We start from the raw sequence: 22,153 nt of genomic DNA on the forward strand, positions 1-22,153 counted from the left end.
CTCAGAGCCCCTCGCCCGACTTGACCTTGCGGATTTCCATGCCCGTCGCCGGCGTGCGGCCAACCTGGGCTGCGATCGACTGCCGCTTGACCCCTTCCTTGTGGCGCAGCGTCAAGACGATCGCGCCGATCATGGCGACCAGCAGGATGAGGCCCGAAATCTGGAAGTAGTAGAGGTAGTCGGTATAGAGGATGTCGCCGAGGGCGGCGGTGTTGGTCCGCGCGGCGAGGTCCGGGATCGGCTTTGAGACCGTCGACGCCAGCTGCGGCGCGAATGTGTAACCGCCAAGCACCACGATCAGCTCCGCCGCCAGGATCAGCCCGACCATCGCGCCGATCGGTGCATATTGCAGAGCGCCCTCCTTCATCTCGGCGAAGTCGACATCGAGCATCATGACGACGAACAGGAACAGCACCATCACGGCGCCGACATAGACGACGAGCAGGATCATCGCCAGGAACTCGGCGCCGGTCAGCATGAACAGGCCGGCGGCGTTGAAGAAGGTCAGGATCAGGAACAGCACGGAATGCACAGGGTTACGCGCCGAAATGACCATGAAGGCCGACGCCACCGCGACAAAGGCGAAGAGGTAGAAAAAGGCCGCCTCTAGTCCACTCAGCATTGGGGATCCCCCGGGTTCCTGTCCGAAACAGGACATCCGTCCTGTTCGATGTTTGCGACCGCCTCCGGCCGGCAAGTTGCGTTGTCCTTAGACGAGGCCCCTCGCCCCGTCCATGCGTCAAATGTCAGCGGTAGGGCGAGTCCAGCGAGATGTTGCGCGCCAGTTCGCGCTCCCACCGGTCGCCATTCGCCAGCAGCCTGTCCTTGTCGTAGTAAAGCTCCTCGCGCGTCTCCGTCGCGAATTCGAAATTCGGCCCCTCGACGATGGCGTCGACCGGGCAGGCTTCCTGGCAGAAGCCGCAATAGATGCACTTCACCATGTCGATGTCGTAGCGCACGGTACGGCGCGTGCCGTCATTGCGGCGCGGGCCGGCCTCGATGGTGATCGCCTGCGCCGGGCAGATCGCCTCGCACAGCTTGCAGGCAATGCAGCGTTCCTCGCCATTGGGATACCGGCGCAGCGCATGCTCGCCCCGGAAGCGCGGGCTCACCGGCCCCTTCTCGTGCGGATAGTTGATCGTCTCCTTCGGCGCGAAGAACTGGCGCATCGACAGGAAGAAGGCGCTGACGAAATCCTGCAGCAGCAGCGATTTGGCGGCTTGGCCAAGAGCGGACATCACGCAAACCCCGTGATCTTGAGAAAGGCGGCGACGATTACCACCATCGCCAGCGAAATCGGCAGGAAGACTTTCCAGCCAAGACGCATCAGCTGGTCGTAGCGGTAGCGCGGCACGAAGGCCTTCACCATGGAGAACATGAAGAACATCAGGCAGATCTTGAGCACGAACCAGATCACGCCGGGCACCCAGGTGAAGGGGGCGAAGTCGAAGGGAGGCAGCCAGCCGCCGAGGAACAGGATGGTGGCCAGCGCGCACATCAGCACCACGGCGACATATTCGCCGAGGAAGAACAAAAGGAACGGCGTCGAGGAATATTCGACCATATGGCCGGCGACGAGTTCGGACTCGGCTTCCACGAGATCGAAGGGTGGGCGGTTCGTCTCGGCCAGCGCCGAGATGAAAAAGATGACGAACATCGGGAACAGCGCCAGCCAGTGCCAGTCGAGGAAGCTGTTGGGCAGGCCAAGCTTGGTGCCCAGCCCGTCCTGCTGCGACATCACGATGTCGGACAGGTTGAGCGAGCCGACACAAAGCAGCACGGTGACGATGACGAAGCCGATCGAGACTTCGTAGGACACCATCTGCGCCGCCGAGCGCAGCGCGCCGAGGAACGGGTATTTCGAGTTCGATGCCCAGCCGCCCATGATCACGCCATAGACCTCGAGCGAGGAGATGGCGAAGACGTAGAGGATGCCGACATTGACGTTGGCGATCGCCCAGCCGGCGTTGACCGGAATGACTGCCCAGGCCGAGATCGCCAGCACCGCCGACACCAGCGGCGCCAAAAGGAACACGCCCTTGTTGGCGCCCGACGGGATGACCGGCTCCTTGAAGACGAACTTCAACAGATCGGCGAAAGCCTGCAGCGTGCCCCATGGGCCGACGACGTTCGGGCCGCGGCGCAGTTGCACCGCCGCCCAGATCTTGCGGTCGGCGTAAAGCAGGTAGGCGACCCCGATCAGCAAAACGACGATCAGCACGACCGACTTCAAGAGGATGATCAGCGTCGGCAGCACGTAGAAGGAGAAGAAAGTGTCCATGTCTACTCTGCCGCCTGCCTGAAGCCGTTTTTCGCCAGCGCCGAGCACTCAGCCATTACGGCCGACGCCCGCGCGATCGGGTTGGTCAAATAGAAGTCCGTGACCGGCGAGGTGAAAGTGCCCTTGTTCAGCCGCCCACCGAGCTTCGCCACCTTGGCGATATCCTCGGCATTGCCGGCCTCGACATGGTCGATGCGGGCGAGATGCGGGTATTCGCCATAAAGTTTGGCGCGCAGCTGCTGCAGCGAATCGAAGGGCAGCTTCTTGCCGAGCACATCCGACAGCGCCCGCAAGATTGCCCAATCCTCGCGCGCATCGCCCGGCGCGAAACCGGCGCGGTTGGTCTGCTGCACGCGTCCCTCGGTGTTGACATAGGTGCCCGACTTTTCGGTGTAGGCAGCGCCCGGCAGGATGACGTTGGCGCGGTGCGCGCCGGCGTCGCCATGGGTGCCGATATAGACAACGAATGCGCCGCCGGTCTTGCCCATATCGATCTCGTCGGCGCCGAGCAGGAACAGCACATCGCTGTCGCCAAGCATGCCGGCGACATTCCTGCCTCCCTCGCTCGGCACGAAGCCGACATCGAGGCCGCCGACGCGGCCGGCCGCATTGTGCAGCACCGCAAAGCCGTTCCAGTCGGCGCGGGCAGCGTTGACGGCAGCGGCGAGCTTCGCCGCCTGGCCGAGCACTGCCGCGCCATCGGCGCGCGACAGTGCGCCCTGGCCGACAATGATCAGCGGATGCGTCGCCTTCTTCAGCACCTGGAAGAACTTGCCATTGCCGTCGGCCAAATCCTTCAGCGATTCCGGGCCGGCGCCGAGCTGTTCGTAATCGTAGCGAGTGTCGCCAACCTCGCCGATGACGCCGACCGGCAAATTGCCGATGCGCCAGCGCTTGCGGATGCGGGCGTTGAGCACCGACGCTTCGAAGCGCGGATTGGCGCCGATGATCAGCACCGCATCGGCCTGCTCGATGCCCTCGATGGTCGGATTGAAGATGTAGCTGGCGCGGCCAAGCGCCGGATCGAGTGCGGCGCCATCCTGGCGGCAGTCGATGTTCTTCGAGCCCAGCGCAGCCATAAGCTGCTTCAGCGCGTAGATTTCCTCAACCGCCGCGAGATCGCCGGCAATGGCGCCGATCTTCTCCGGCGCAGCCTTCGACACCGCATCCTTGATCGCCGCGAAGGCCTCGGCCCAGCTGGCGGGAGCAAGCTTGCCGTCCTTGCGCACATAGGGGCGGTCGAGGCGCTGCGTGCGCAGCCCATCCCAGATGAAGCGGGTCTTGTCGGAAATCCACTCCTCGTTCACCGCTTCGTTGACGCGCGGCAGGATGCGCATCACTTCGCGGCCGCGGCTATCAACGCGGATCGCCGAGCCGACGGCGTCCATGACGTCGATGGATTCAGTCTTGGTCAGCTCCCACGGCCGCGCCTGGAAGGCGAAAGGCTTCGAGGTCAGCGCGCCGACCGGGCAGAGATCGATGACATTGCCCTGCAACTCCGAGGTCATCGCGCTTTCGAGATAGGTGGTGATCTCGGCGTCCTCGCCGCGGCCGATCAGGCCAAGCTCGGAAATGCCGGCGACTTCCGTGGTGAAGCGGACGCAGCGCGTGCAGTGGATGCAGCGGTTCATCACCGTCTTGACCAGCGGGCCGATATACTTGTCTTCGACCGCGCGCTTGTTCTCGTGATAGCGCGAGGAATCGACGCCGAAGGCCATTGCCTGGTCCTGCAGGTCGCACTCGCCGCCCTGGTCGCAGATCGGGCAATCAAGCGGATGGTTGATCAGCAGGAACTCCATCACGCCTTCCCGGGCCTTCTTGACCATCGGCGTGTTGGTGAAGATTTCCGGCGGCTCGCCGTTCGGGCCGGGGCGCAGGTCGCGCACGCCCATGGCGCAGGAAGCCTGCGGCTTGGGCGGCCCGCCCTTCACCTCGATCAGGCACATGCGGCAATTGCCGGCGATCGACAGCCGCTCATGGAAGCAGAAGCGCGGCACTTCCGCGCCGGCGTCCTCGGCCGCCTGCAGCAGCGTATAGTGGTCGGGTACAGTGATCTCTTTCCCGTCGACCTTGAGCTTTGCCATCAATTGCCCCCGGCGGTCTGCGCCGTCTCATATGCCTGAAACAGATCGCTCAACCTGATGCCATTGATCATCATGCCGGCGAGTTCAGCGTTTTCTATCTTCAAATTGCTCATATTCACATTGCTGAAAAACGCGTTCGAGAGGTCCGCGTCTTCCACCAGGGCCGCCGACAGGTTGACGTTGCGAAACTGCGTGTTCGACAGGTTCACATCGTCAAATCTGGAGTTGCTGACGATGGCATTGCGCACATCGAGAACATCGCTCCTGTCGTGGACATCCATACCTGCCCCCTACCTCTTCGCCTTGGCGGCGAGCGTCAGCGCCGCTGCCTGGCGGGTCCACTCGTCGCGGCCGACGCGGCCCTTGAGCGACAGGTAATCCTCGACCCAGGCGATCTCTTCCGGCGTCCATGCGGCGATCTGGGCAAAGGTCCAGATGCCGAGGCCGTTCAGCACCTTTTCCAGCTTCGGCCCGACGCCCGCTATCGCCTTAAGATCAGATGGCTTGGACGGACGCGCTGTCGTCTTGGGCTGCCTGAAATCCTCCGGCATCAACCCGGTCGTCGCGTCTTCGGCGACCGGATCCGCCTTCTCCGGCTCGGCATCGACGGTGCGGGCGGCAATATCGGTTACGTCCTGCGCGAAAGTCTGCGCCTCGGCGATCAGGGTCTTGGTCGCGGCGCGCGCCTTGGTGGCGGGGGCTGTCTCCGAATAGCGCTCGGCGCGCTGCTCGAAATCGTCGATGATCGGCTGGAAAATCCGCTGTGATGTCTCGACAGCACCCGACCATGCGCCAAGCCACACGCCAAAGGCATGGTTGGCGAGGCCAAAGCCAAGCGCCGACATGGCGGCGGCACCGGCGACAGGATGCGCGAGAAGGTTGACGGCGCTGGCCATCTCCTTCGGCATCATCCTGGTCAAATCCTGGTTCATCTTCTCAAGCTGGTCCAAATTGGGCATCAAAGGGTTCGAATACGGCGCCATAGAAATCTCCTGGTCGTTTCTTCGTCTGCCCCGCCCCGATATGTCAGTCCCGGGCTTGCGCCCTTATTTCAAATCTATTCCGCCGCCACCATCACCGGCTCGGCCCGGTGCGCGTTGCGGGAAAACTCGTCGATGCGCCGCTCCACCTCGCCGCGGAAATGCCGCATCAGCCCCTGGATCGGCCATGCCGCCGCGTCGCCCAGCGCGCAGATCGTATGGCCTTCCACCTGCTTGGTCACGTCGAGCAGCATGTCGATCTCGCGCTTCTGCGCCTCGCCGCGCACCAGCCGTTCCATCACCCGCCACATCCAGCCCGTGCCTTCGCGGCACGGCGTGCACTGGCCGCAGCTCTCATGCTTGTAGAAATAGGACAGTCTGGCGATCGCCTTCACGATATCGGTCGACTTGTCCATGACGATGACAGCCGCCGTGCCGAGGCCCGATTTCAGGTCGCGCAGCGCGTCGAAATCCATCGGCGCATCGATGATCTGCTCTGCCGGCACCAGCGGCACCGAAGCGCCGCCCGGAATGACCGCAAGCAGATTGTCCCAGCCGCCGCGAATGCCGCCGCAATGCGTCTCGATCAGCTCGCGGAACGGGATCGACATCGCCTCTTCGACGGTGCACGGATTGTTGACGTGACCGGAGATGCAAAACAGCTTGGTGCCGACATTGTTGGGCCGGCCGAAGGACGAGAACCAGGCCGCACCACGGCGCAGAATGGTCGGGGCCACCGCGATCGACTCGACATTGTTCACGGTTGTCGGACAACCGTACAAGCCGACATTGGCCGGGAATGGCGGCTTCAGCCTGGGCTGGCCTTTCTTGCCTTCGAGGCTTTCGAGCAGCGCTGTCTCCTCGCCGCAGATGTAGGCGCCGGCGCCGTGATGCATGTAGATGTCGAAATCGTAGCCGGACGTGTTGTTCTTGCCGATCAGCTTGGCCTCATAGGCCTCGTCGATGGCGCGCTGCAGCGCCTCGCGCTCGCGGACAAACTCGCCGCGCACATAGATGTAGGCGGCGACCGCGCCCATGGCGAAGCCGGCAATGAACGAGCCCTCGACCAGCGTGTGCGGATCGTTGCGCAATATGTCGCGGTCCTTGCACGTGCCGGGCTCGGATTCGTCGGCATTAACAACGAGATAGCTCGGCCTTCCGTCGCTCTGCTTGGGCATGAACGACCATTTCAGCCCGGTCGGGAAGCCGGCGCCGCCACGGCCGCGCAGGCCCGACGCCTTCATTTCGTTGACGATCCATTCGCGCCCCTTGGCGATGATGCCGGGCGTGTTGTCCCAAGCGCCGCGCGCCATGGCGCCGGCCAGCGACTTGTCGAAGAGGCCGTAGATGTTGTTGAAGATGCGGTCTTGATCCTGAAGCATGTTTCGTCCCTCAGACCGGCTTCTTGCCGAAGACGTGGATGTATTCGGCGACGCCGCCCTTGGCGAGCGCCTTGGCTTGGCCGACCCAGTCGTCGCGGTCGATGCGGCCACTGAAGGCGAGATAGCCGTCCATCCAGTCGCGCTCGGCCTTCTTCCACGAAGCGACCTGCGCGAAGGTGAAGATGCCCAGAGTGTGCAGGATGCCCTCGATCTTCGGACCGACGCCTGAGATCAGCTTGAGATCATCGACCGCGACCGGCCTGTCGATGCCAGCGGGACGGTTCTTGTCTTTGAGCGACGGTTTTGCCGGCCTGGCGGCTGGAATCTTGACTTCCGGCGCCTTGAAGGCAGTCGCCGGCTCGGCTTTGTTCCTGGGGCCGCTACGCTGTTTCGAGACCTCCTCGACTTCCGGGGCAGCCAGATTGGCATTGGCAGCCGAATGCAACGGCGCGGCAACGCTCGCTGCTTTTTCCACCTCGGGCGCGACCTTGACCGGCGATGGCGACTTCAGAGCCGGACTGGTCTCTGGAGCATCGGTCTTTGGCTTGCCGGCCTTGGACGGAGCAACCGGCGCTGCGGCAGGCGCCTGCGAAACCGTAGCGGCCGGCGCAACCACGGCTGGCGCCGTTCTTGCAGCCTTGGTCGCCGCTTTGGCTTCCTTGTCGCGCGTCGCCTTGAGGATCGCCTTTTCGCTCTTCAGCGTCGTCAGGCCGGGGGCCGGCTCCGAGCCGGTTCGACCATTCTGCGGTCCCGTGGGAACCGTGGCACCCTTGCCCGCATCGTAGAGATCGATGATTTCGGCCAGCCGTTCCGGCGTCAGGTCCTCGAACGTGTCCTTGAAGACCATGACCATCGGCGCGTTGACGCAGGCGCCGAGGCACTCGACCTCCTCCCACGACAGCGTGCCCTTGTCGTTGGTGTGGAACTGATCGTGGTGGATTTTGGAGCGGCATACATCCATCAGCGCTTCCGAGCCGCGCAACATGCAGGGCGTGGTGCCGCAGACCTGAATATGCGCGCGTGTGCCGACCGGATTGAGCTGGTACTGCGTGTAGAAGGTCGCGACCTCGAGCCCACGGATGCGCGGCATGCCGAGCATATCGGAAATCGTCTCGATCGCCGCCTTGGTGACCCAGCCTTCCTGCTCCTGCGCGATCATCAGCAAGGGAATGATCGCCGACTGCTCGCGACCCTTCGGATATTTCTTGATCCATTGCTTGGCCACCGCCGCATTCGCCCGGTTGAAGGCGAAGGAGGCTGGCTGGACGCTGGCTTCTGCGAGACGGCGGACTGACATTTAGCGATCGACCTCACCAAACACGATGTCGAGGGAGCCAAGAACGGCGGTGACGTCGGCCAGCATGTGGCCGCGGCAGAGGAAGTCCATGGCCTGCAGATGCGCGAAGCCCGGCGCGCGCAGCTTGCAGCGGTACGGCTTGTTGGTACCGTCCGAGACGAGATAGACGCCGAACTCGCCTTTCGGCGCCTCGACGGCGGCATAGACCTCGCCGGCCGGCACGCGATAGCCCTCGGTGTAGAGCTTGAAATGATGGATCAGCGCTTCCATCGAGCGCTTCATCGCCTGGCGCTTGGGCGGCACCACCTTGCCGTCGAGGTTCGACACCGGGCCGGTGCTTTCCCTGCCGAGCAACAGATCGACGCACTGGCGCATGATCTTGGCCGACTGGCGCATTTCTTCCATGCGCACCAGATAACGGTCGTAGCAGTCGCCGTTCTTGCCGATCGGGATGTCGAAATCCATCTCGGAATAGCATTCATAGGGCTGCGACTTGCGCAGGTCCCAAGCAGCGCCCGAACCGCGCACCATGACGCCGGAAAAACCCCATGCCCAGGCATCGGCCAGCGACACCGTACCTATATCGACATTGCGCTGCTTGAAGATGCGGTTGCCGGTAAGCAGCTTGTCGAGATCGTCGAGCGACTTCAGGAACGGATCGATCCACTTGCCGATGTCCTCGACCAGCTTGGCCGGCAGGTCCTGGTGCACGCCGCCGGGGCGGAAATAGGCGGCATGCATGCGCGAGCCGGAGGCGCGCTCATAAAACACCATCAGCTTTTCACGTTCGACGAAACCCCACAGCGGCGGCGTCAGCGCACCGATGTCGAGCGCCTGCGTCGTCACATTGAGGATGTGCGACATGATGCGGCCGATCTCGCAATAGAGCACGCGGATGAGCTGCCCGCGCTTCGGCACTGCGATGCCGAGCAGCCGCTCGGCGGCGAGTGCGAAAGCATGCTCCTGGTTCATCGGCGCGCAATAGTCGAGCCGGTCGAGATAAGGCACCGCCTGCAGATAAGTCTTGTGCTCGATCAGCTTTTCGGTGCCGCGATGCAGCAGGCCGATATGCGGATCGACGCGATCCACGACCTCACCGTCCAACTCAAGCACCAACCTCAAAACACCATGCGCCGCAGGGTGTTGAGGTCCAAAGTTAATGTTAAAATTGCGGACGGAGGTTTCGGCCATTCTGGCGCCTCAATTCGTCTTGGCTTTTTCGTCCCCAGGCAGCACGTAGTCGGTGCCTTCCCACGGGGAAAGAAAATCGAAATTGCGGAATTCCTGCTTCAATTCCACCGGCTCGTAGATCACGCGCTTGGCCTCGTCGTCGTAGCGGACTTCGACGAAACCGGTCAGCGGGAAATCCTTGCGCAGCGGGTGACCCTCGAAGCCGTAATCCGTGAGGATGCGGCGCAGGTCCGGATGGCCGGAGAACAGGACGCCATAGAGATCGTAGGTCTCGCGCTCGAACCAGTCGGCGCCGGGATAGACTGATGTCAGCGAGGGCACCAGCGTCTCTTCGTCGGCCTGAACCTTGATGCGGATGCGCAAATTCTGCTTCGGCGACAACAGGTGATAGACGACATCGAAGCGCTTGATCCGTGACGGATAGTCGGCGCCGCAGACATCGATGATCGAGATGAACTGGCAGCGTGGATCGTCGCGCAGGAAGGTCGCCACGTCGATCAGGTCGCCGGGCTCGACCGAGATCGTCAGTTCGCCATAGGCGAACACCGCATCGGTGACGCGACCCGGCAGCTTTTCGCCGAGATAGGTCGACAGTTCGCTAAGGGATGCGGCCATGGATTTACCGTTCGATCGTGCCGGTGCGGCGAATCTTCTTCTGCAAGAGAAGAATGCCGTAGAGCAGCGCTTCGGCGCTCGGCGGGCAGCCGGGGACATAGATGTCGACCGGCACGATGCGGTCGCAGCCGCGCACCACCGAATAGGAATAGTGGTAGTAGCCGCCGCCATTGGCGCAGGAGCCCATCGAGATGACGTAGCGCGGCTCCGGCATCTGGTCGTAGACCTTGCGCAAAGCCGGGGCCATCTTGTTGGTCAGCGTTCCCGCGACGATCATGATGTCGGATTGGCGCGGCGAGGCGCGCGGCGCAACACCGAACCGCTCCGAATCGTAGCGCGGCATCGAGGTGTGGATCATCTCGACAGCGCAGCAGGCCAGGCCGAAGGTCATGAACATCAGCGAGCCGCTGCGCGCCCAGGTGATCAGCGCCTCGGTCGAGGTGACCAGAAACCCCTTGTCGGCGAGTTCATTGTTGATCTCGAGGAAGAACGGGTCGTCAGAACCGACCGGACGTCCGGTATTGGGGTCGATCAGGCCCTTGGGCTTCGGTGCGACGAGCGTACCGGAACTGTCGTTCAATCCCATTCCAGCGCTCCTTTTTTCCATTCATAGGCGAAGCCGATGGTCAGCACCGCCAAAAACACCATCATCGACCAGAAACCGAGCATGCCGATCTTCGAGAACGACACCGCCCACGGGAACAGGAAGGCCACTTCCAGGTCGAAGATGATGAACAGGATCGACACCAGGTAGAAGCGGATGTCGAATTTCATGCGGGCATCGTCGAAAGAGTTGAAGCCGCACTCATAAGCGGAAAGCTTTTCCGGGTCGGGACTGCGGTAGGCCACCAGGAACGGCGCTATGATAAGCGCCAGGCCGACGACCGCCGCCACGGCGATGAAGAGGACGATGGGCAGGTACGAACTGAGCAGTGCGTTCATGCTGCGGGGCTTTCCGTTGGCGGCCAATCCACTTTGATTACAGCAACCAACCCTAATGCGGAAGCGTGACAGTTTAACCGCTGAACCGTTTTAGGTGCCTATGCTGCAACGCGGCGAGGGTTAGCGCAGGGCTTTCGGCGAAGCAAGTCAAACCTTGTTCAAAACGCAGTGCTGGACGGCAGGTCCGGAAAAACTGGTCCGATCCGCTCCTGTTTGATTTCCTTCACCTTTTACTCCACTTTTGTCTCCTGACATGTCTCCCGCCATTCGCCTGCTAGCATGGTCGGAATCACCGGCTAAAAATGCGCGAACAGGACCAGGGCAAAGGCATCTTGATGAAGGACAAAATATCGCTCGCTACCGCCAGGCGGATCGCACTGGCCGCGCAGGGTTTTACCGACCCCCGCCCGGGCGGCACACCCGATCGCCGCCACCTCGCCCGGGTGCTCTCGCGCACCGGCCTGCTGCAGATCGATTCCGTCAGCGCCGTGGTGCGCGCCCACTATATGCCGCTCTATTCGCGCCTTGGCCCCTACCCGCTCGCCCTCCTCGACAATGCCGCGGTCACCCGCAAGCGCACGGTGTTCGAATATTGGGCGCATGAGGCCTCGTTCCTGCCGGTCGAGACCTGGCCGCTGATGCGCTGGCGCATGCAGCGTGCCGAGAGCGGCGACGAAATGTATCTCGGCCTCGCCAAATGGGGCCGCGAGCACGCCGCCTATATCGAAGAGATCTACCGCGCGGTCGCCGAGCGCGGTCCGATCGCCGCTTCGGCGCTCGAAGGCCAGAAGGGCTCGGGCGGCTGGTGGGGCTGGAGCCATGCCAAGCATGCCTTCGAGTGGCTGTTCTGGGCCGGCCGTATCACCACGGCCCACCGTCGCGGCTTCGAGCGCTTCTACGACCTGCCCGAGCGCGTGCTGCCTCAGGCGATCCTCGATCTGCCGGTGCCGGCCGCCAAGGATGCGCACCGCGAGTTGCTGCGTATTTCCGCCCGCGCCCACGGCATCGCGACATCTGGCGATTTGCGCGACTATTTCCGCCTGTCGCCGGCCGACATGAAGGGCCGGCTGGAGGAGTTGGTCGAGACGGGCGAGCTTTTGCCGGTGCGCGTCGAAGGCTGGGACAAGCCGGCTTACCTCCACAAGGACGCCCGCCTGCCGCGAAAAATCGAAGCCCGTGCCTTGCTGGCACCGTTCGACCCCGTCGTCTTCGAGCGTTCGCGCAGCGAGCGTCTGTTCGATTTCCACTACCGCATCGAGATCTACACCCCCGCCGAAAAGCGGCAATACGGCTATTACGTGCTGCCGTTCCTGCTCGGCGACCGGATCGTGGGGCGCGTCGACCTCAAAGCCGACCGTCCCGCCAGCGTGCTGCGCGTCCACGCGGCTTATGCCGAACCCAAAGCGCCACCTGAGACCGCCGCACAACTCTTCGAGGAATTGAAGCAGATGCAGGGCTGGCTTGGCCTCGAGCGCATCGAAGTGACGCCGGCCGGCGATTTGGGACAGCCTTTGGCCGACATTGCCATGTCGTAGCCGTGCGTTGACAGTGCTGCCCGCAAAAGCCTAAATCCGCTGCAGACGGTCCCCTGCCCGCAACGGCTGGGGCCAAGAGGGAATGCGGTGCGGGACAAAATCCCAAATCCGCGGCTGTCCCCGCAACTGTAAGCGACGAGCCAAGGCCGAAAGCCACTGGGTAACACCGGGAAGGCGGCTACCAAGGCGATGACCCGCGAGCCAGGAGACCTGCCGTCTGCGACAGAAGAATCCGATCGCCTGGCGGGTTTCCGGGCAAGGAGCCCGGTTTTTGGACCAGAACAGCAGTTTTTCGGCTGGCACAGCGGGTATTTCGCCCGCCGATGGCGACGCCTTGGTCGGCGTCACTGTCATCGTCTGCGCCTCCTGCCGCGACGAGACCGGCTCAGACGCCCATCCCCGCGCTTGCGAATTGCTGGCTGAGGACACGCGCCGCGCCGCTGCCGGCGACATCCGTGTCCGCACCGTCGAATGCCTCGGCAATTGCAAGCGCCGACTCAGCGCCGCGATCCTGCGCGATGGCTGCTGGAGCTATGTCTTCGGCGACCTGACCACGACCAGCGGCGCCGATCTCGTCACCGGCGCCAAGCTCTTCGCCACCTCGACGGACGGCCTCATCCCCTGGCGCGGCCGGCCCGATAGCCTCAAGCGCGGCCTCGTTGCCCGCATCCCACCCCTCGACATGTTGAAGGACTGACCATGAACGCTCCAAATCCGGCCGGCAATCTCTCTCGTGTTCCCTGCACCGTCGTCACCGGCTTTCTCGGCGCCGGCAAGACGACACTGGTCCGCCATCTCCTGGAAAATGCCGGCGGCAAGCGCATTGCCATCATCGTCAACGAGTTCGGCGACATCGGCATCGACGGCGAGATTCTCAAGGGATGCGGCATCGACACCTGCCCCGAGGAAAACATCGTTGAGCTGGCCAATGGCTGCATCTGCTGCACCGTCGCCGACGATTTCGTGCCGGCCCTCGACCAGATCCTGGCGCTGACGCCGAAGGTCGACCACATCCTGATCGAGACCTCGGGCCTGGCTTTGCCCAAGCCGCTGGTCCAGGCTTTCCAGTGGCCGAGCGTGAAGAGCCGGGTGACGGTCGACGGCGTCATCGCCGTGGTCGACGGCCCGGCACTGGCTGAGGGACGTGTCGCCAACGACATGGACGCCCTGCAGGCACAGCGTGTTCAGGATGAGACGCTCGATCACGACGATCCAGTCGAGGAAGTCTTCGAGGACCAGATCGCCTGCGCCGACCTGATCATCCTGTCGAAGAGCGACCTGATGGATTCAGCCGGCTCGGCCCGCGCCAACGCCATCATTGGCGAGCACTCCGCGCGTGCGGTAAAAATCGTACCGACGGCGCATGGCAAGGTCGATCCTTCCGTCCTGCTCGGCCTCGGTCTCGCCGTCGAGGACGATATCGAGAACCGCAAGTCGCATCATGACGGCGCTTTCGACCACGAGCACGACGACTTCGACACCTTCATCGTCGACATTCCCTCGATCGCCAATCCCGACGAACTGGCAAAGCGCGTCACCACCATTGCCGAAGAAGAGAATGTGCTGCGCGTGAAAGGCTTCGTCGATGTCGGCGGCAAGCCGATGCGGCTTTTGCTGCAGGCCGTCGGCCCGCGCGTCAACCATTACTATGACCGCGCCTGGACGGCCGAGGACGACCGCCGCTCGCGCCTCGTCGTCATTGGCCTCAAGGGGCTGAACCGCCCGGCGATCGAGCGTATACTCGCCGGCTGACCCAAACCACGAGCCGCAATGCACATACTCACCACGACCTCCGCCTCGCTCGACGATCTCGCCGAGCCAGTTGATCTCAGGCAGACGCCGGCGGATATCGTGGCGCTGTCCTTCACCGACAGCGACCTCGCCGGGCTGGCGGCCGCATGGAAGGCTGATGCCGGCCGCCTGCCCTCGATGCGATTGGCGGCGCTCCGCGACCTGCGCCATCCCATGTCCGTCGACCTCTGGGTCGATAGCGTCGCCCGCCACGCCAAGGTGATTTTGGTGCGCATCCTCGGCGGCTACGACTGGTGGCGCTATGGCTGCGACCAACTCGCCGCGACTGCCCGCGAACGCGGCATAAAGCTGGCGCTGCTGCCGGGCGAAGGCCACGACGAGGATCTCAGGCTGATCGAAGCCTCGACGCTGCCGCGTGAGGAACTGGACGCATTGCTTGGTTATTTCCGCGAGGGCGGCCCGGAGAATATGAGCGCGCTGATGCAGCGGCTGGCGGGGTTGGCCGGGTCGGATGTGGCGGCGGCCGAGCCGGTCGCGGTGCCGAAAGCCGGGTTTTATGAGCCGGGGCGTGGAGTTGTCGACGTTGGCGTTCCTTCACACCCCCCTCTGTCCTACCGGACATCTCCCCCGCAAGGGGGGAGATCAGCCGTCGCAAATGCCGGCTCCCCTCCTGCTCCTTTGGATATCTCTGCACGGTCTGCGATTAGCGAAAACATCCATGAGAGCACAATCTCCCCCCTTGCGGGGGAGATGTCCGGCAGGACGGAGGGGGGTGGGCGGGAACGCGACGCCGACAATCCCCCCACACCCATCATCCCCATCCTCTTCTACCGTTCGATGCTGCTGGCTGCCGATGTCGCGCCGATCGACGCGCTTTTTGATGCACTCCGCCAGCGCGGCATCACCCCGGTCCCGATCTTCGTCTCCAGCCTGAAAGACGCCACCTCCCTCGCCTTCGTCGAAACCGCGCTGGCCTCGCTCAAACCCGCCGCCATCATCACAGCCACCGCCTTCGCTTCCGGTGCCGAGCCCGGCGTGGAAACCCTGTTCGACCGCGCCGGCGTGCCCGTCTTCCAGGTCATCGTTGCCACCACTCGCCGCGACGTCTGGGACAAGAACCAGCGCGGTCTGGCGCCCGCCGACCTTGCCATACATGTCGTGCTGCCCGAACTCGACGGCCGCATCCTTGCCGGCGCGATTTCCTTCAAGGGCGAAAGCGAGACCGACCCCGCACTCGGCCACCGCGCCTTCGCCAACCGGCCGGAACCGGATCGCGTGGCGCAGGTGGCGGATAGGGTAGCGGCCTTTATCAAGCTGCAGCAGACGCCTCGGGCGGAGCGCAAGTTCGCCATGCTGATCCCGGACTATCCAAGCGCCCCCGGCCGCACCGGCTATGCCGTGGGCCTGGATGTGCCGTCGAGCGTGCTGGCCATGCTGCATGACCTGAAGGAGCAGGGCTATGCGGTTGAAGGGATTCCGCAATCGTCGCGCGCGTTGCTGGATGCGTTGGAGCGGAGTGATGATGGGTTGGGGTTGGGGGAGTATCTCGATCTTTCGGTGGAGTTACCCACAGCGGCAATTGCCACTGTGGAGGCCGCTTGGGGGAAAGCAGAAGACATAAATTCGCGCGAGGCACCCCCCTCTGTCCTGCCGGACATCTCCCCCTCAAGGGGGGAGATTAGCGGTTCCTCCGACGACGCCATTCCTGCAGCGCCGGTGATTAGCGAAGGCCGAGGCGAAGGAATAATCTCCCCCCTTGAGGGGGAGATGTCCGGCAGGACAGAGGGGGGTGTTCAAGCGCCGACCTCGCCGCACTTCCCCTTCCGCGCCGCCACCTTCGGCAACATCACAGTCGCGCTGGCCCCCGACCGTGGCCGCTCGGCCGACCGCCGCGCCGATTACCACGACCCGACACTCCCGCCGCGCCACGCGCTGCTCGCCTTCGGCCTGTGGCTGCGTAAATCATTGAACGTCCACGCCCTCATCCATGTCGGCGCTCACGGCACACTGGAATGGCTGCCGGGCAAAACCGTTGCGCTGTCGCAAGCCTGCTTTCCCGAGATCGTCACCGGCCCGCTGCCCGTCATCTATCCCTTCATCGTCTCCAACCCCGGTGAGGCCGCACAAGCCAAGCGGCGCATCGCTGCCGTCACCCTTGGCCATTTGCCGCCGCCGCTGGCCGGCGCGGGACTGGACGAGGAACAGCACAGACTCGAGCGGCTGGTCGATGAATATGCGCAGGCCGACGGCCTCGACCGCCGCCGCCGCGACCGCCTCGCAAAACTGATCGTCGACACCGCGCGAAAGACCGGCCTTGCCTCCGAAGCCGGCGTCGCCAAAACCGACGCGCCCGATGAAGCGCTGCGCCGTATCGATGCCTGGCTTTGCGACCTCAAGGATTTCGCCATCAAGGACGGCCTGCACATCTACGGCCGAGCACCCGACGACGAACCAGATGCCATGCGCCTGCAAAGCGTTGCTGCCGAGAAGTCGGCACTGCTTGCCGCGCTGGATGGCCGCCACATCAAGGCCGGCCCGGCCGGCGCGCCGGCGCGTGGCCGCTCCGATGTGCTGCCCACTGGCCGCAACCTGTTCACCTCGGACCCGCGCACCATGCCGACGCCGACCGCCTATGATCTGGGCCGAGCAGCAGCGGAAGAAGTGGTGCGCGGCTACATGCAATCGCATGGCGACTGGCCGCGCTCGCTGGTCATCGATCTCTGGGGCTCGGCGTCGCTGCGCACCGGCGGCGAGGAAATAGCGCAAGGGCTGGCGCTGATGGGCTGTCGTCCGCAATGGGATTCTGCAACAGGCCGCATCACCGGCATCGAGGTGTTGCCTCCGGCCACGCTCGGCCGCCCGCGCGTCGATGTCACCTGGCGCATATCAGGCCTGTTCCGCGACATGTTCCCGACCCAGATCGCGCTGATCGACGCTGCCGCCAACGCCGTTGCCGCGCGCGACGAGGACGATTCGGAAAATCCGCTCGCCGCCAGAACCCGCGCCGATGGCAAGATCAGCCCGCGCATCTTCGGCACTTCGCCCGGCACCTACGGCGCCGGCGTCGAGGACCTGTTGTCGAGCGGTGACTGGGGTGCGCGCGAAGAAATCGGCCGCGCCTATCTCGATGCCACATCGCATGCCTATGGCGGCGCCGGGGGCGAAGGCACCGCCTCGCCCGGCGCGTTCGAGACCCGCATCGCCGAGGCCGATCTTCTCGTCCATACCGGCGACGACCCTGGCCGCGATATCCTCGAAGGTTCGGCTGACGTCGCCTTCATCGGCGGCTTTTCGGCCGCGCTTGCGGCGCTTGGCAGGAATGCCGACGTGATCGTGCTCGACACGACGGATCCGCAGAAACCTAAACCGCGTTCGGTGAGCGAAGCCGTATCGCGCGTGGTGCGGGCGCGCGCGGTCAACGCGCGGTTTATATCGGGCCAGATGCGCCACGGCCCGCGCGGCGCTTCCGAATTCGCCGAGACGGTCGACCGCCTCATCGGCTTCGCCGAAACCACGCACGCCATTTCGGGCGCGCTGATCGAGGCCGTGCATGACGCTTATGTCGGCGATCCCGACGTGCGCGCCTTCATCCTGCGCGAAAACCCCGCTGCCGCCAAAGTGATCGCCGAACGCTTCCTGTCGGCGCGCAGACGTGGCCTCTGGCATCCCTTGCGCAATTCCGTCGACGACGATCTTGCCGCGCTGATCGCCGAGGCCGAAGCGCTCGGGGTCGCGGCATGAACGCCTTTTCAAGGCGCGGCGCCTGTCCGGCTTTGTCGGCGCCGATGCAGACCGGCGACGGCCTGCTGGTCAGGCTCAATCCGGTTGCCAGAGGTTTGTCGCCGAAGCTGTTGATCGGACTCTGCGAATCCGCCCTGCGGCACGGCAACGGCATCATGGAGGTGACGGCGCGCGGCAGCCTGCAGATCCGCGGGCTGACGGCGGAAAGCGCAGCCCTGCTGGCGGCGGAGGTGGACGCGCTGGGCATTGCGGTGCGCATCGGCGTGCCGGTCGAGACCGGGCCGCTGGCGGGCATCGATCCACAGGAGGTTACCGATCCACGGGCGCTGGCTGAGCGGATCAGGATGGCGGTTGAGGATGCCGGGCTGACGCCACGGCTTGGGCCGAAGGTTTCGGTGGTTGTCGATGGTGGCGGGCAACTGACGATGGATGCGGTGACGGCCGATGTCAGGCTGAAGGCGGTTCTGGCCGGCGATGGCGTCGTGTGGGCTGTGTCGGTTGGCGGCGACGGTCGAAACGCGAAGCCGGTCGCGACGGCCGACGCTGATGCCGCGAGGGATATCGCGGTGGCTGCGCTCAGGATGGTCGCGGAAAAAGGCCGCGGGGCGCATGCGAGGGATTTGTCGGAGAGGCAATTGATATCTCTCGCAGCTTGGCACTCCGTCGCGCCCCCCTCTGTCCTGCCGGACATCTCCCCCACCAGGGGGGAGATCAGCAGCTTCGCTGGCGGCTCTTCACTCTCGACGTTGAAGGATGGGGAAAACGGCCGCGACAGCCTAATCTCCCCCCAAGTGGGGGAGATGTCCGGCAGGACAGAGGGGGGCGCCGTAGAGCGCTCTTGCCCACCGATTGGCCTCTTTGACTTGAGCACCGACCACGCCCTCGGCATCGCCCTGCCCTACGGCAGCATGCCGGCAGACAAACTCATCGCCCTCACCCAAAGCGCCCTCACCCTCGGCGCCACCGAAATCCGCCTCGCCCCCGGCCGCGCTCTCCTCTTCCTCGGCCAACCACCAACCGCCAACGCCCTCCTCCAGGCCACCGCCACCACCCTCAGTTTCGTCACCTCCGCCGCCGACCCCCGCACCCGCATTGCCGCCTGCCCCGGCACCCCTGCCTGCGCCTCCGGCCAGATCGCCACGCGCGACATCGCCGAAATCATTGCCGCCGAAAACGCCGATATCTTCGACTTCACCCTGCACATTTCCGGTTGTGCCAAGGGCTGCGCACACCCCGGCCCGGCGGCGCTAACAGTGGTCGGCGGCGAAAACGGAGCCGGACTTGTCGTGAACGCGACGGCAAAGGCCCTTCCTGCGGGCTACAGGCCGGGCTATGACGCCGCGCGCGGCATCAGTCACGTCGCAGCAGCGATCCGCAGCGCACGATTTCAGGGCGAAACCGCCGCCGCTTGTCTGACAAGGCTCGGGCCGGCGGCAATCGCCGAAACCTACCGACAGGAAATGAGCATGGCCGCCTACGACTACATCCATGACGGCAACGCGATCTACGAGCGCTCCTTCGCCATCATCCGCGCCGAGGCCGATCTGTCGCGCTTTTCCGAAGCCGAGGCCGATGTCGCCATCCGCATGATCCATGCCTGCGGCCAGGTCGAAGCATCAAGTCATTTTGTTTTCTCACCTGACTTCGTCGTGGCCGCCCGTGCCGCCTTGGCGGCCGGCGCGCCGATCTTCTGCGATGCTGAAATGGTCTCGCATGGCGTCACCCGCGCCCGGCTGCCCGCCGGCAACGAGGTGATCTGCACGCTGCGCGACCCGCGCACGCACGACATTGCCAAAGACATCGGCAACACCCGCTCGGCCGCCGCGATCGACCTGTGGGGCGAACGCATGGCCGGTTCGGTTGTGGCCATCGGCAACGCGCCGACGGCGCTGTTCTATCTCCTGGAAAAACTGCGCGACGGCGCGCCGAAGCCGGCGGCCATCATCGGCATGCCGGTCGGCTTTGTCGGCGCGGCCGAATCCAAGGATGCATTGGCCGAGAATTCTTATGGCGTGCCCTACGCCATCGTGCGCGGCCGTCTCGGCGGCAGCGCGATGACCGCTGCCGCCCTCAATTCGCTGGCGAGGCCCGGCCTGTGAACGCGCTTCCCAAAGGCCGCCTTGTCGGCATCGGCACCGGTCCCGGCGACCCCGAACTGCTGACGCTGAAAGCCGCGCGCGTCCTGGCCGAAGCCGATATCGTCGCCTATTTCGCCAAGCGCGGCAACAACAGCAATGCCCGCGCCATCGTCGAGGCGCGCTTCCGCCCGGACATGCTCGAACTGCCGCTGCTCTACCCCGTCACCACCGAAATCGACAAGGACGACGACGACTACCGCTCGCAGATCACCGATTTCTACGAGCAGTCGGCCGAAAAGGTAGCCGAACACCTCGAGGCCGGCCGGATGGTGGCGGTGCTGTCGGAAGGTGATCCGCTGTTCTACGGCTCCTACATGCATCTGCATGTGCGCCTCGCCCATCGCTTCCCGACCGAAGTCATCCCCGGCGTTACCGCCATGTCCGGATGCTGGTCGCAGACCGGTGTGCCGATCGTCCAGGGCGACGATGTGCTGACGGTTTTGCCCGGAACGATGAGCGAGTTCGAACTCACTCGCCGGCTGGCCGACACCGACGCCGCCGTGATCATGAAGGTCGGCCGCAATCTGCCCAAGATCAGGCGGGCGCTGGAGGCGACAGGCAAATTGACCCGCGCTGTCTATGTCGAGCGCGGCACCATGGCCGGCAGCGTCTCGATGCGGCTCGCCGACAAGCCGGACGACAAGGCACCCTACTTCGCCATCGTGCTGGTCGCCGGCTGGTCCGGCCGGCCTGGTGCTATGGGAATGGGAGCCAAGCCATGAGCGGCCGTCTCACCGTTATTGGCCTCGGACCTGGCAATGCCGATCAGGTCACGCCGGAAGCCAGCCGCGCCGTGGCGGAAGCAAAATTCTTCTATGGCTACAAGCCTTACCTCGACCGGCTCGACTTGCGCCCTGACCAGACCCGCGTCGCCTCCGACAATCGCGAGGAACTCGCCCGCTCCAAGGACGCGCTGGTGAAGGCTGCCGAGGGCCATGATGTCGCTGTCGTCTCCGGCGGCGATCCTGGCGTGTTTGCCATGGCGGCGGCCGTCTGCGAGGCGATCGAGGCCGGCCCGGCCGAATGGCACGCGGTCGATGTCGCCGTCGTGCCTGGCGTCACCGCCATGCTGGCGGTAGCGGCCCGCATCGGCGCGCCGCTCGGTCATGATTTCTGCGCCATCTCGCTGTCCGACAATCTGAAGCCGTGGGATCTGATCGAACTGCGTCTTTTGGCGGCGGCCGGCGCCGGCTTCGTCATCGCGCTCTACAACCCGATCAGCAAGGCGCGCCCGTGGCAGCTCGGCCGCGCCTTCGAATGCCTGACCGCCATCCTGCCCGGCACCACGCCGGTGATCTTCGGCCGCGCCGCCGGCCGCCCGGACGAGCGCATCGATGTGTTTCTGCTGGCCGATGTCGACGCCGAAAAGGCCGACATGGCGACTTGCATCATCATCGGCTCGCCGGAAACAAGGATCATCAAGCGCGGCGACAAGCCGGCGCTGGTCTATACGCCGCGCTCCGCGACAGGGTCGAGCAAATGATCGACCAGCGCGGCAAGCTCATCGGTGGTTTTGGCGGAGGGCACGTCCGGCAGGGCGGGCCTGCGCACCATGACCACCTCGATGCCGAGCGCCCGCGCCGCCGCGATCTTGCCGTAGGTCGCCTCGCCGCCGCTGTTCTTGGACACGACGACATCGATGCGCTTGCTTTCGAGCAGCGCGCGTTCATCCGCCTCGCGGAATGGCCCACGCGCCAGCAGGTAAGTCGCATCCGGCACCGCCAGTTTCGGCTCGACCGGATCGACGCTGCGGATGAGATAATGGTGCTGCGGCGCGGCCTCGAAGGCCGCGACCTCCTGCCGGCCGAGCGCCAGAAAGACGCGGCGCGGCGCCTCTCCAAGCGCATGCACGGCATCGCCCACCGTATCCACCAGCGTCCAGCGGTCGCCTTCGACAGGCTCCCAGCCGGGACGGCGCAGTGCCAGGATCGGCACGCCGGTAAGGCGCGCGGCTTGCGCCGCATTGGCGGAGATTCGCGCCGCGTAGGGATGCGTGGCGTCGATCAGCAGATCGATGCGCGCCTCCCTGAGATAGGTGGCCAGCCCATCAGCGCCGCCAAATCCGCCGCTGCGCACCGGCACACCTTGCGCGACCGGGCTTTCGGTGCGGCCGGCGAGCGACAGGGTGACGGACAGATCGGCGCGCGGGGCCAGCTTTCCCGCCAGTTGCCGGGCTTCGTTGGTGCCGCCGAGGATCAGAACGCGGTGGGTCATC

Annotated in this window: 20 protein-coding genes, 1 pseudogene and 1 riboswitch; of the genes and pseudogenes, 8 read left to right on the forward strand and 13 right to left on the reverse strand. The window is 64.6% G+C overall.

Annotated features, from left to right (window positions below):
- Position 1: 1 nt before the first annotated feature.
- From ACYHH6_RS26315 to ACYHH6_RS26370, 12 genes are all read right to left on the reverse strand, one after another.
- A complete protein-coding gene (locus ACYHH6_RS26315) occupies positions 2 to 622 on the reverse strand; it encodes an NADH-quinone oxidoreductase subunit J (RefSeq protein WP_352559278.1) in 621 nt (206 codons plus the stop codon).
- Between the two features lie 124 nt (positions 623 to 746).
- A complete protein-coding gene (gene nuoI, locus ACYHH6_RS26320) occupies positions 747 to 1,238 on the reverse strand; it encodes an NADH-quinone oxidoreductase subunit NuoI (RefSeq protein WP_181055889.1) in 492 nt (163 codons plus the stop codon).
- Positions 1,238 to 2,281, reverse strand: a complete 1,044-nt coding sequence (nuoH, locus tag ACYHH6_RS26325; protein WP_352559276.1) for an NADH-quinone oxidoreductase subunit NuoH — start codon at positions 2,279 to 2,281, stop codon at positions 1,238 to 1,240. Before nuoH ends, nuoI begins: the two co-directional genes overlap by 1 nt.
- Before the next feature lie 2 nt (positions 2,282 to 2,283).
- The gene (nuoG, locus tag ACYHH6_RS26330; protein ID WP_352584096.1) at positions 2,284 to 4,365 is read right to left on the reverse strand and encodes an NADH-quinone oxidoreductase subunit NuoG; all 2,082 of its coding nucleotides are present in this window, start codon (positions 4,363 to 4,365) and stop codon (positions 2,284 to 2,286) included.
- Positions 4,365 to 4,646: a pentapeptide repeat-containing protein gene (locus ACYHH6_RS26335; protein ID WP_352584094.1), complete on the reverse strand. Its 282-nt coding sequence runs from the start codon at positions 4,644 to 4,646 to the stop codon at positions 4,365 to 4,367. Before ACYHH6_RS26335 ends, nuoG begins: the two co-directional genes overlap by 1 nt.
- Positions 4,647 to 4,655: 9 nt before the next feature.
- Positions 4,656 to 5,348, reverse strand: coding sequence for an NADH-quinone oxidoreductase subunit E (locus ACYHH6_RS26340; RefSeq protein ID WP_352584092.1), 693 nt, complete (start codon positions 5,346 to 5,348; stop codon positions 4,656 to 4,658).
- 74 nt (positions 5,349 to 5,422) lie between these two features.
- The gene (nuoF, locus tag ACYHH6_RS26345; RefSeq protein ID WP_112565109.1) at positions 5,423 to 6,727 is read right to left on the reverse strand and encodes an NADH-quinone oxidoreductase subunit NuoF; all 1,305 of its coding nucleotides are present in this window, start codon (positions 6,725 to 6,727) and stop codon (positions 5,423 to 5,425) included.
- A 10-nt stretch (positions 6,728 to 6,737) separates the two neighbouring features.
- Positions 6,738 to 8,024, reverse strand: a complete 1,287-nt coding sequence (locus ACYHH6_RS26350) for an NADH-quinone oxidoreductase subunit E (protein ID WP_352584090.1) — start codon at positions 8,022 to 8,024, stop codon at positions 6,738 to 6,740.
- Positions 8,025 to 9,215, reverse strand: coding sequence for an NADH-quinone oxidoreductase subunit D (locus tag ACYHH6_RS26355; RefSeq protein ID WP_352584088.1), 1,191 nt, complete (start codon positions 9,213 to 9,215; stop codon positions 8,025 to 8,027).
- Positions 9,216 to 9,224: 9 nt separating this feature from the next.
- Complete coding sequence (locus ACYHH6_RS26360) at positions 9,225 to 9,830, reverse strand: NADH-quinone oxidoreductase subunit C (RefSeq protein WP_352584086.1); 606 nt, start codon at positions 9,828 to 9,830, stop codon at positions 9,225 to 9,227.
- Between the two features lie 4 nt (positions 9,831 to 9,834).
- Positions 9,835 to 10,416: a NuoB/complex I 20 kDa subunit family protein gene (locus ACYHH6_RS26365; protein ID WP_023670824.1), complete on the reverse strand. Its 582-nt coding sequence runs from the start codon at positions 10,414 to 10,416 to the stop codon at positions 9,835 to 9,837.
- On the reverse strand, positions 10,407 to 10,772 hold the full coding sequence (locus ACYHH6_RS26370; protein ID WP_112565102.1) for an NADH-quinone oxidoreductase subunit A: 366 nt from the start codon (positions 10,770 to 10,772) through the stop codon (positions 10,407 to 10,409). Before ACYHH6_RS26370 ends, ACYHH6_RS26365 begins: the two co-directional genes overlap by 10 nt.
- 335 nt (positions 10,773 to 11,107) lie before the next feature.
- On the opposite strand from ACYHH6_RS26370, the gene ACYHH6_RS26375 reads away from it, so the two are divergent.
- The 8 genes and pseudogenes from ACYHH6_RS26375 (at position 11,108) to ACYHH6_RS26410 (ending at position 21,421) form a co-directional block, all read left to right on the forward strand.
- Entirely contained in the window at positions 11,108 to 12,307 is a 1,200-nt protein-coding gene (locus tag ACYHH6_RS26375; protein ID WP_352584346.1) for a winged helix-turn-helix domain-containing protein, read from the forward strand.
- A 29-nt stretch (positions 12,308 to 12,336) separates the two neighbouring features.
- Positions 12,337 to 12,539: riboswitch (cobalamin riboswitch) on the forward strand.
- 39 nt (positions 12,540 to 12,578) lie between these two features.
- Positions 12,579 to 13,004 (forward strand): DUF1636 family protein, encoded by a 426-nt coding sequence (locus tag ACYHH6_RS26380; protein WP_352584084.1) that lies wholly within the window; start codon positions 12,579 to 12,581, stop codon positions 13,002 to 13,004.
- A 2-nt stretch (positions 13,005 to 13,006) separates the two neighbouring features.
- A complete protein-coding gene (gene cobW, locus ACYHH6_RS26385; RefSeq protein WP_352584082.1) occupies positions 13,007 to 14,059 on the forward strand; it encodes a cobalamin biosynthesis protein CobW in 1,053 nt (350 codons plus the stop codon).
- 18 nt (positions 14,060 to 14,077) lie between these two features.
- Positions 14,078 to 17,800, forward strand: coding sequence for a cobaltochelatase subunit CobN (locus tag ACYHH6_RS26390; protein WP_352584080.1), 3,723 nt, complete (start codon positions 14,078 to 14,080; stop codon positions 17,798 to 17,800).
- Positions 17,797 to 19,257 (forward strand): annotated as a pseudogene (gene cobG, locus ACYHH6_RS26395) (precorrin-3B synthase); the annotation flags it as partial. The gene ACYHH6_RS26390 and the pseudogene cobG, both read left to right, overlap by 4 nt.
- A 9-nt stretch (positions 19,258 to 19,266) precedes the next feature.
- Entirely contained in the window at positions 19,267 to 19,899 is a 633-nt protein-coding gene (locus ACYHH6_RS26400) for a precorrin-8X methylmutase (protein ID WP_352584344.1), read from the forward strand.
- Positions 19,896 to 20,660: a precorrin-2 C(20)-methyltransferase gene (locus ACYHH6_RS26405; RefSeq protein WP_352584078.1), complete on the forward strand. Its 765-nt coding sequence runs from the start codon at positions 19,896 to 19,898 to the stop codon at positions 20,658 to 20,660. Before ACYHH6_RS26400 ends, ACYHH6_RS26405 begins: the two co-directional genes overlap by 4 nt.
- Positions 20,657 to 21,421: a precorrin-3B C(17)-methyltransferase gene (locus ACYHH6_RS26410; protein WP_352584076.1), complete on the forward strand. Its 765-nt coding sequence runs from the start codon at positions 20,657 to 20,659 to the stop codon at positions 21,419 to 21,421. The genes ACYHH6_RS26405 and ACYHH6_RS26410 overlap by 4 nt, the downstream gene beginning before the upstream one ends.
- Here ACYHH6_RS26410 and ACYHH6_RS26415 read toward each other — a convergent pair.
- Positions 21,385 to 22,152, reverse strand: coding sequence for a cobalt-precorrin-6A reductase (locus tag ACYHH6_RS26415; RefSeq protein ID WP_352584074.1), 768 nt, complete (start codon positions 22,150 to 22,152; stop codon positions 21,385 to 21,387). The two genes, ACYHH6_RS26410 and ACYHH6_RS26415, sit on opposite strands and share 37 nt — an antisense overlap.
- Between the last annotated feature and the right edge of the window lies 1 nt (position 22,153).

This window comes from Mesorhizobium sp. P171375 (assembly GCF_057786075.1).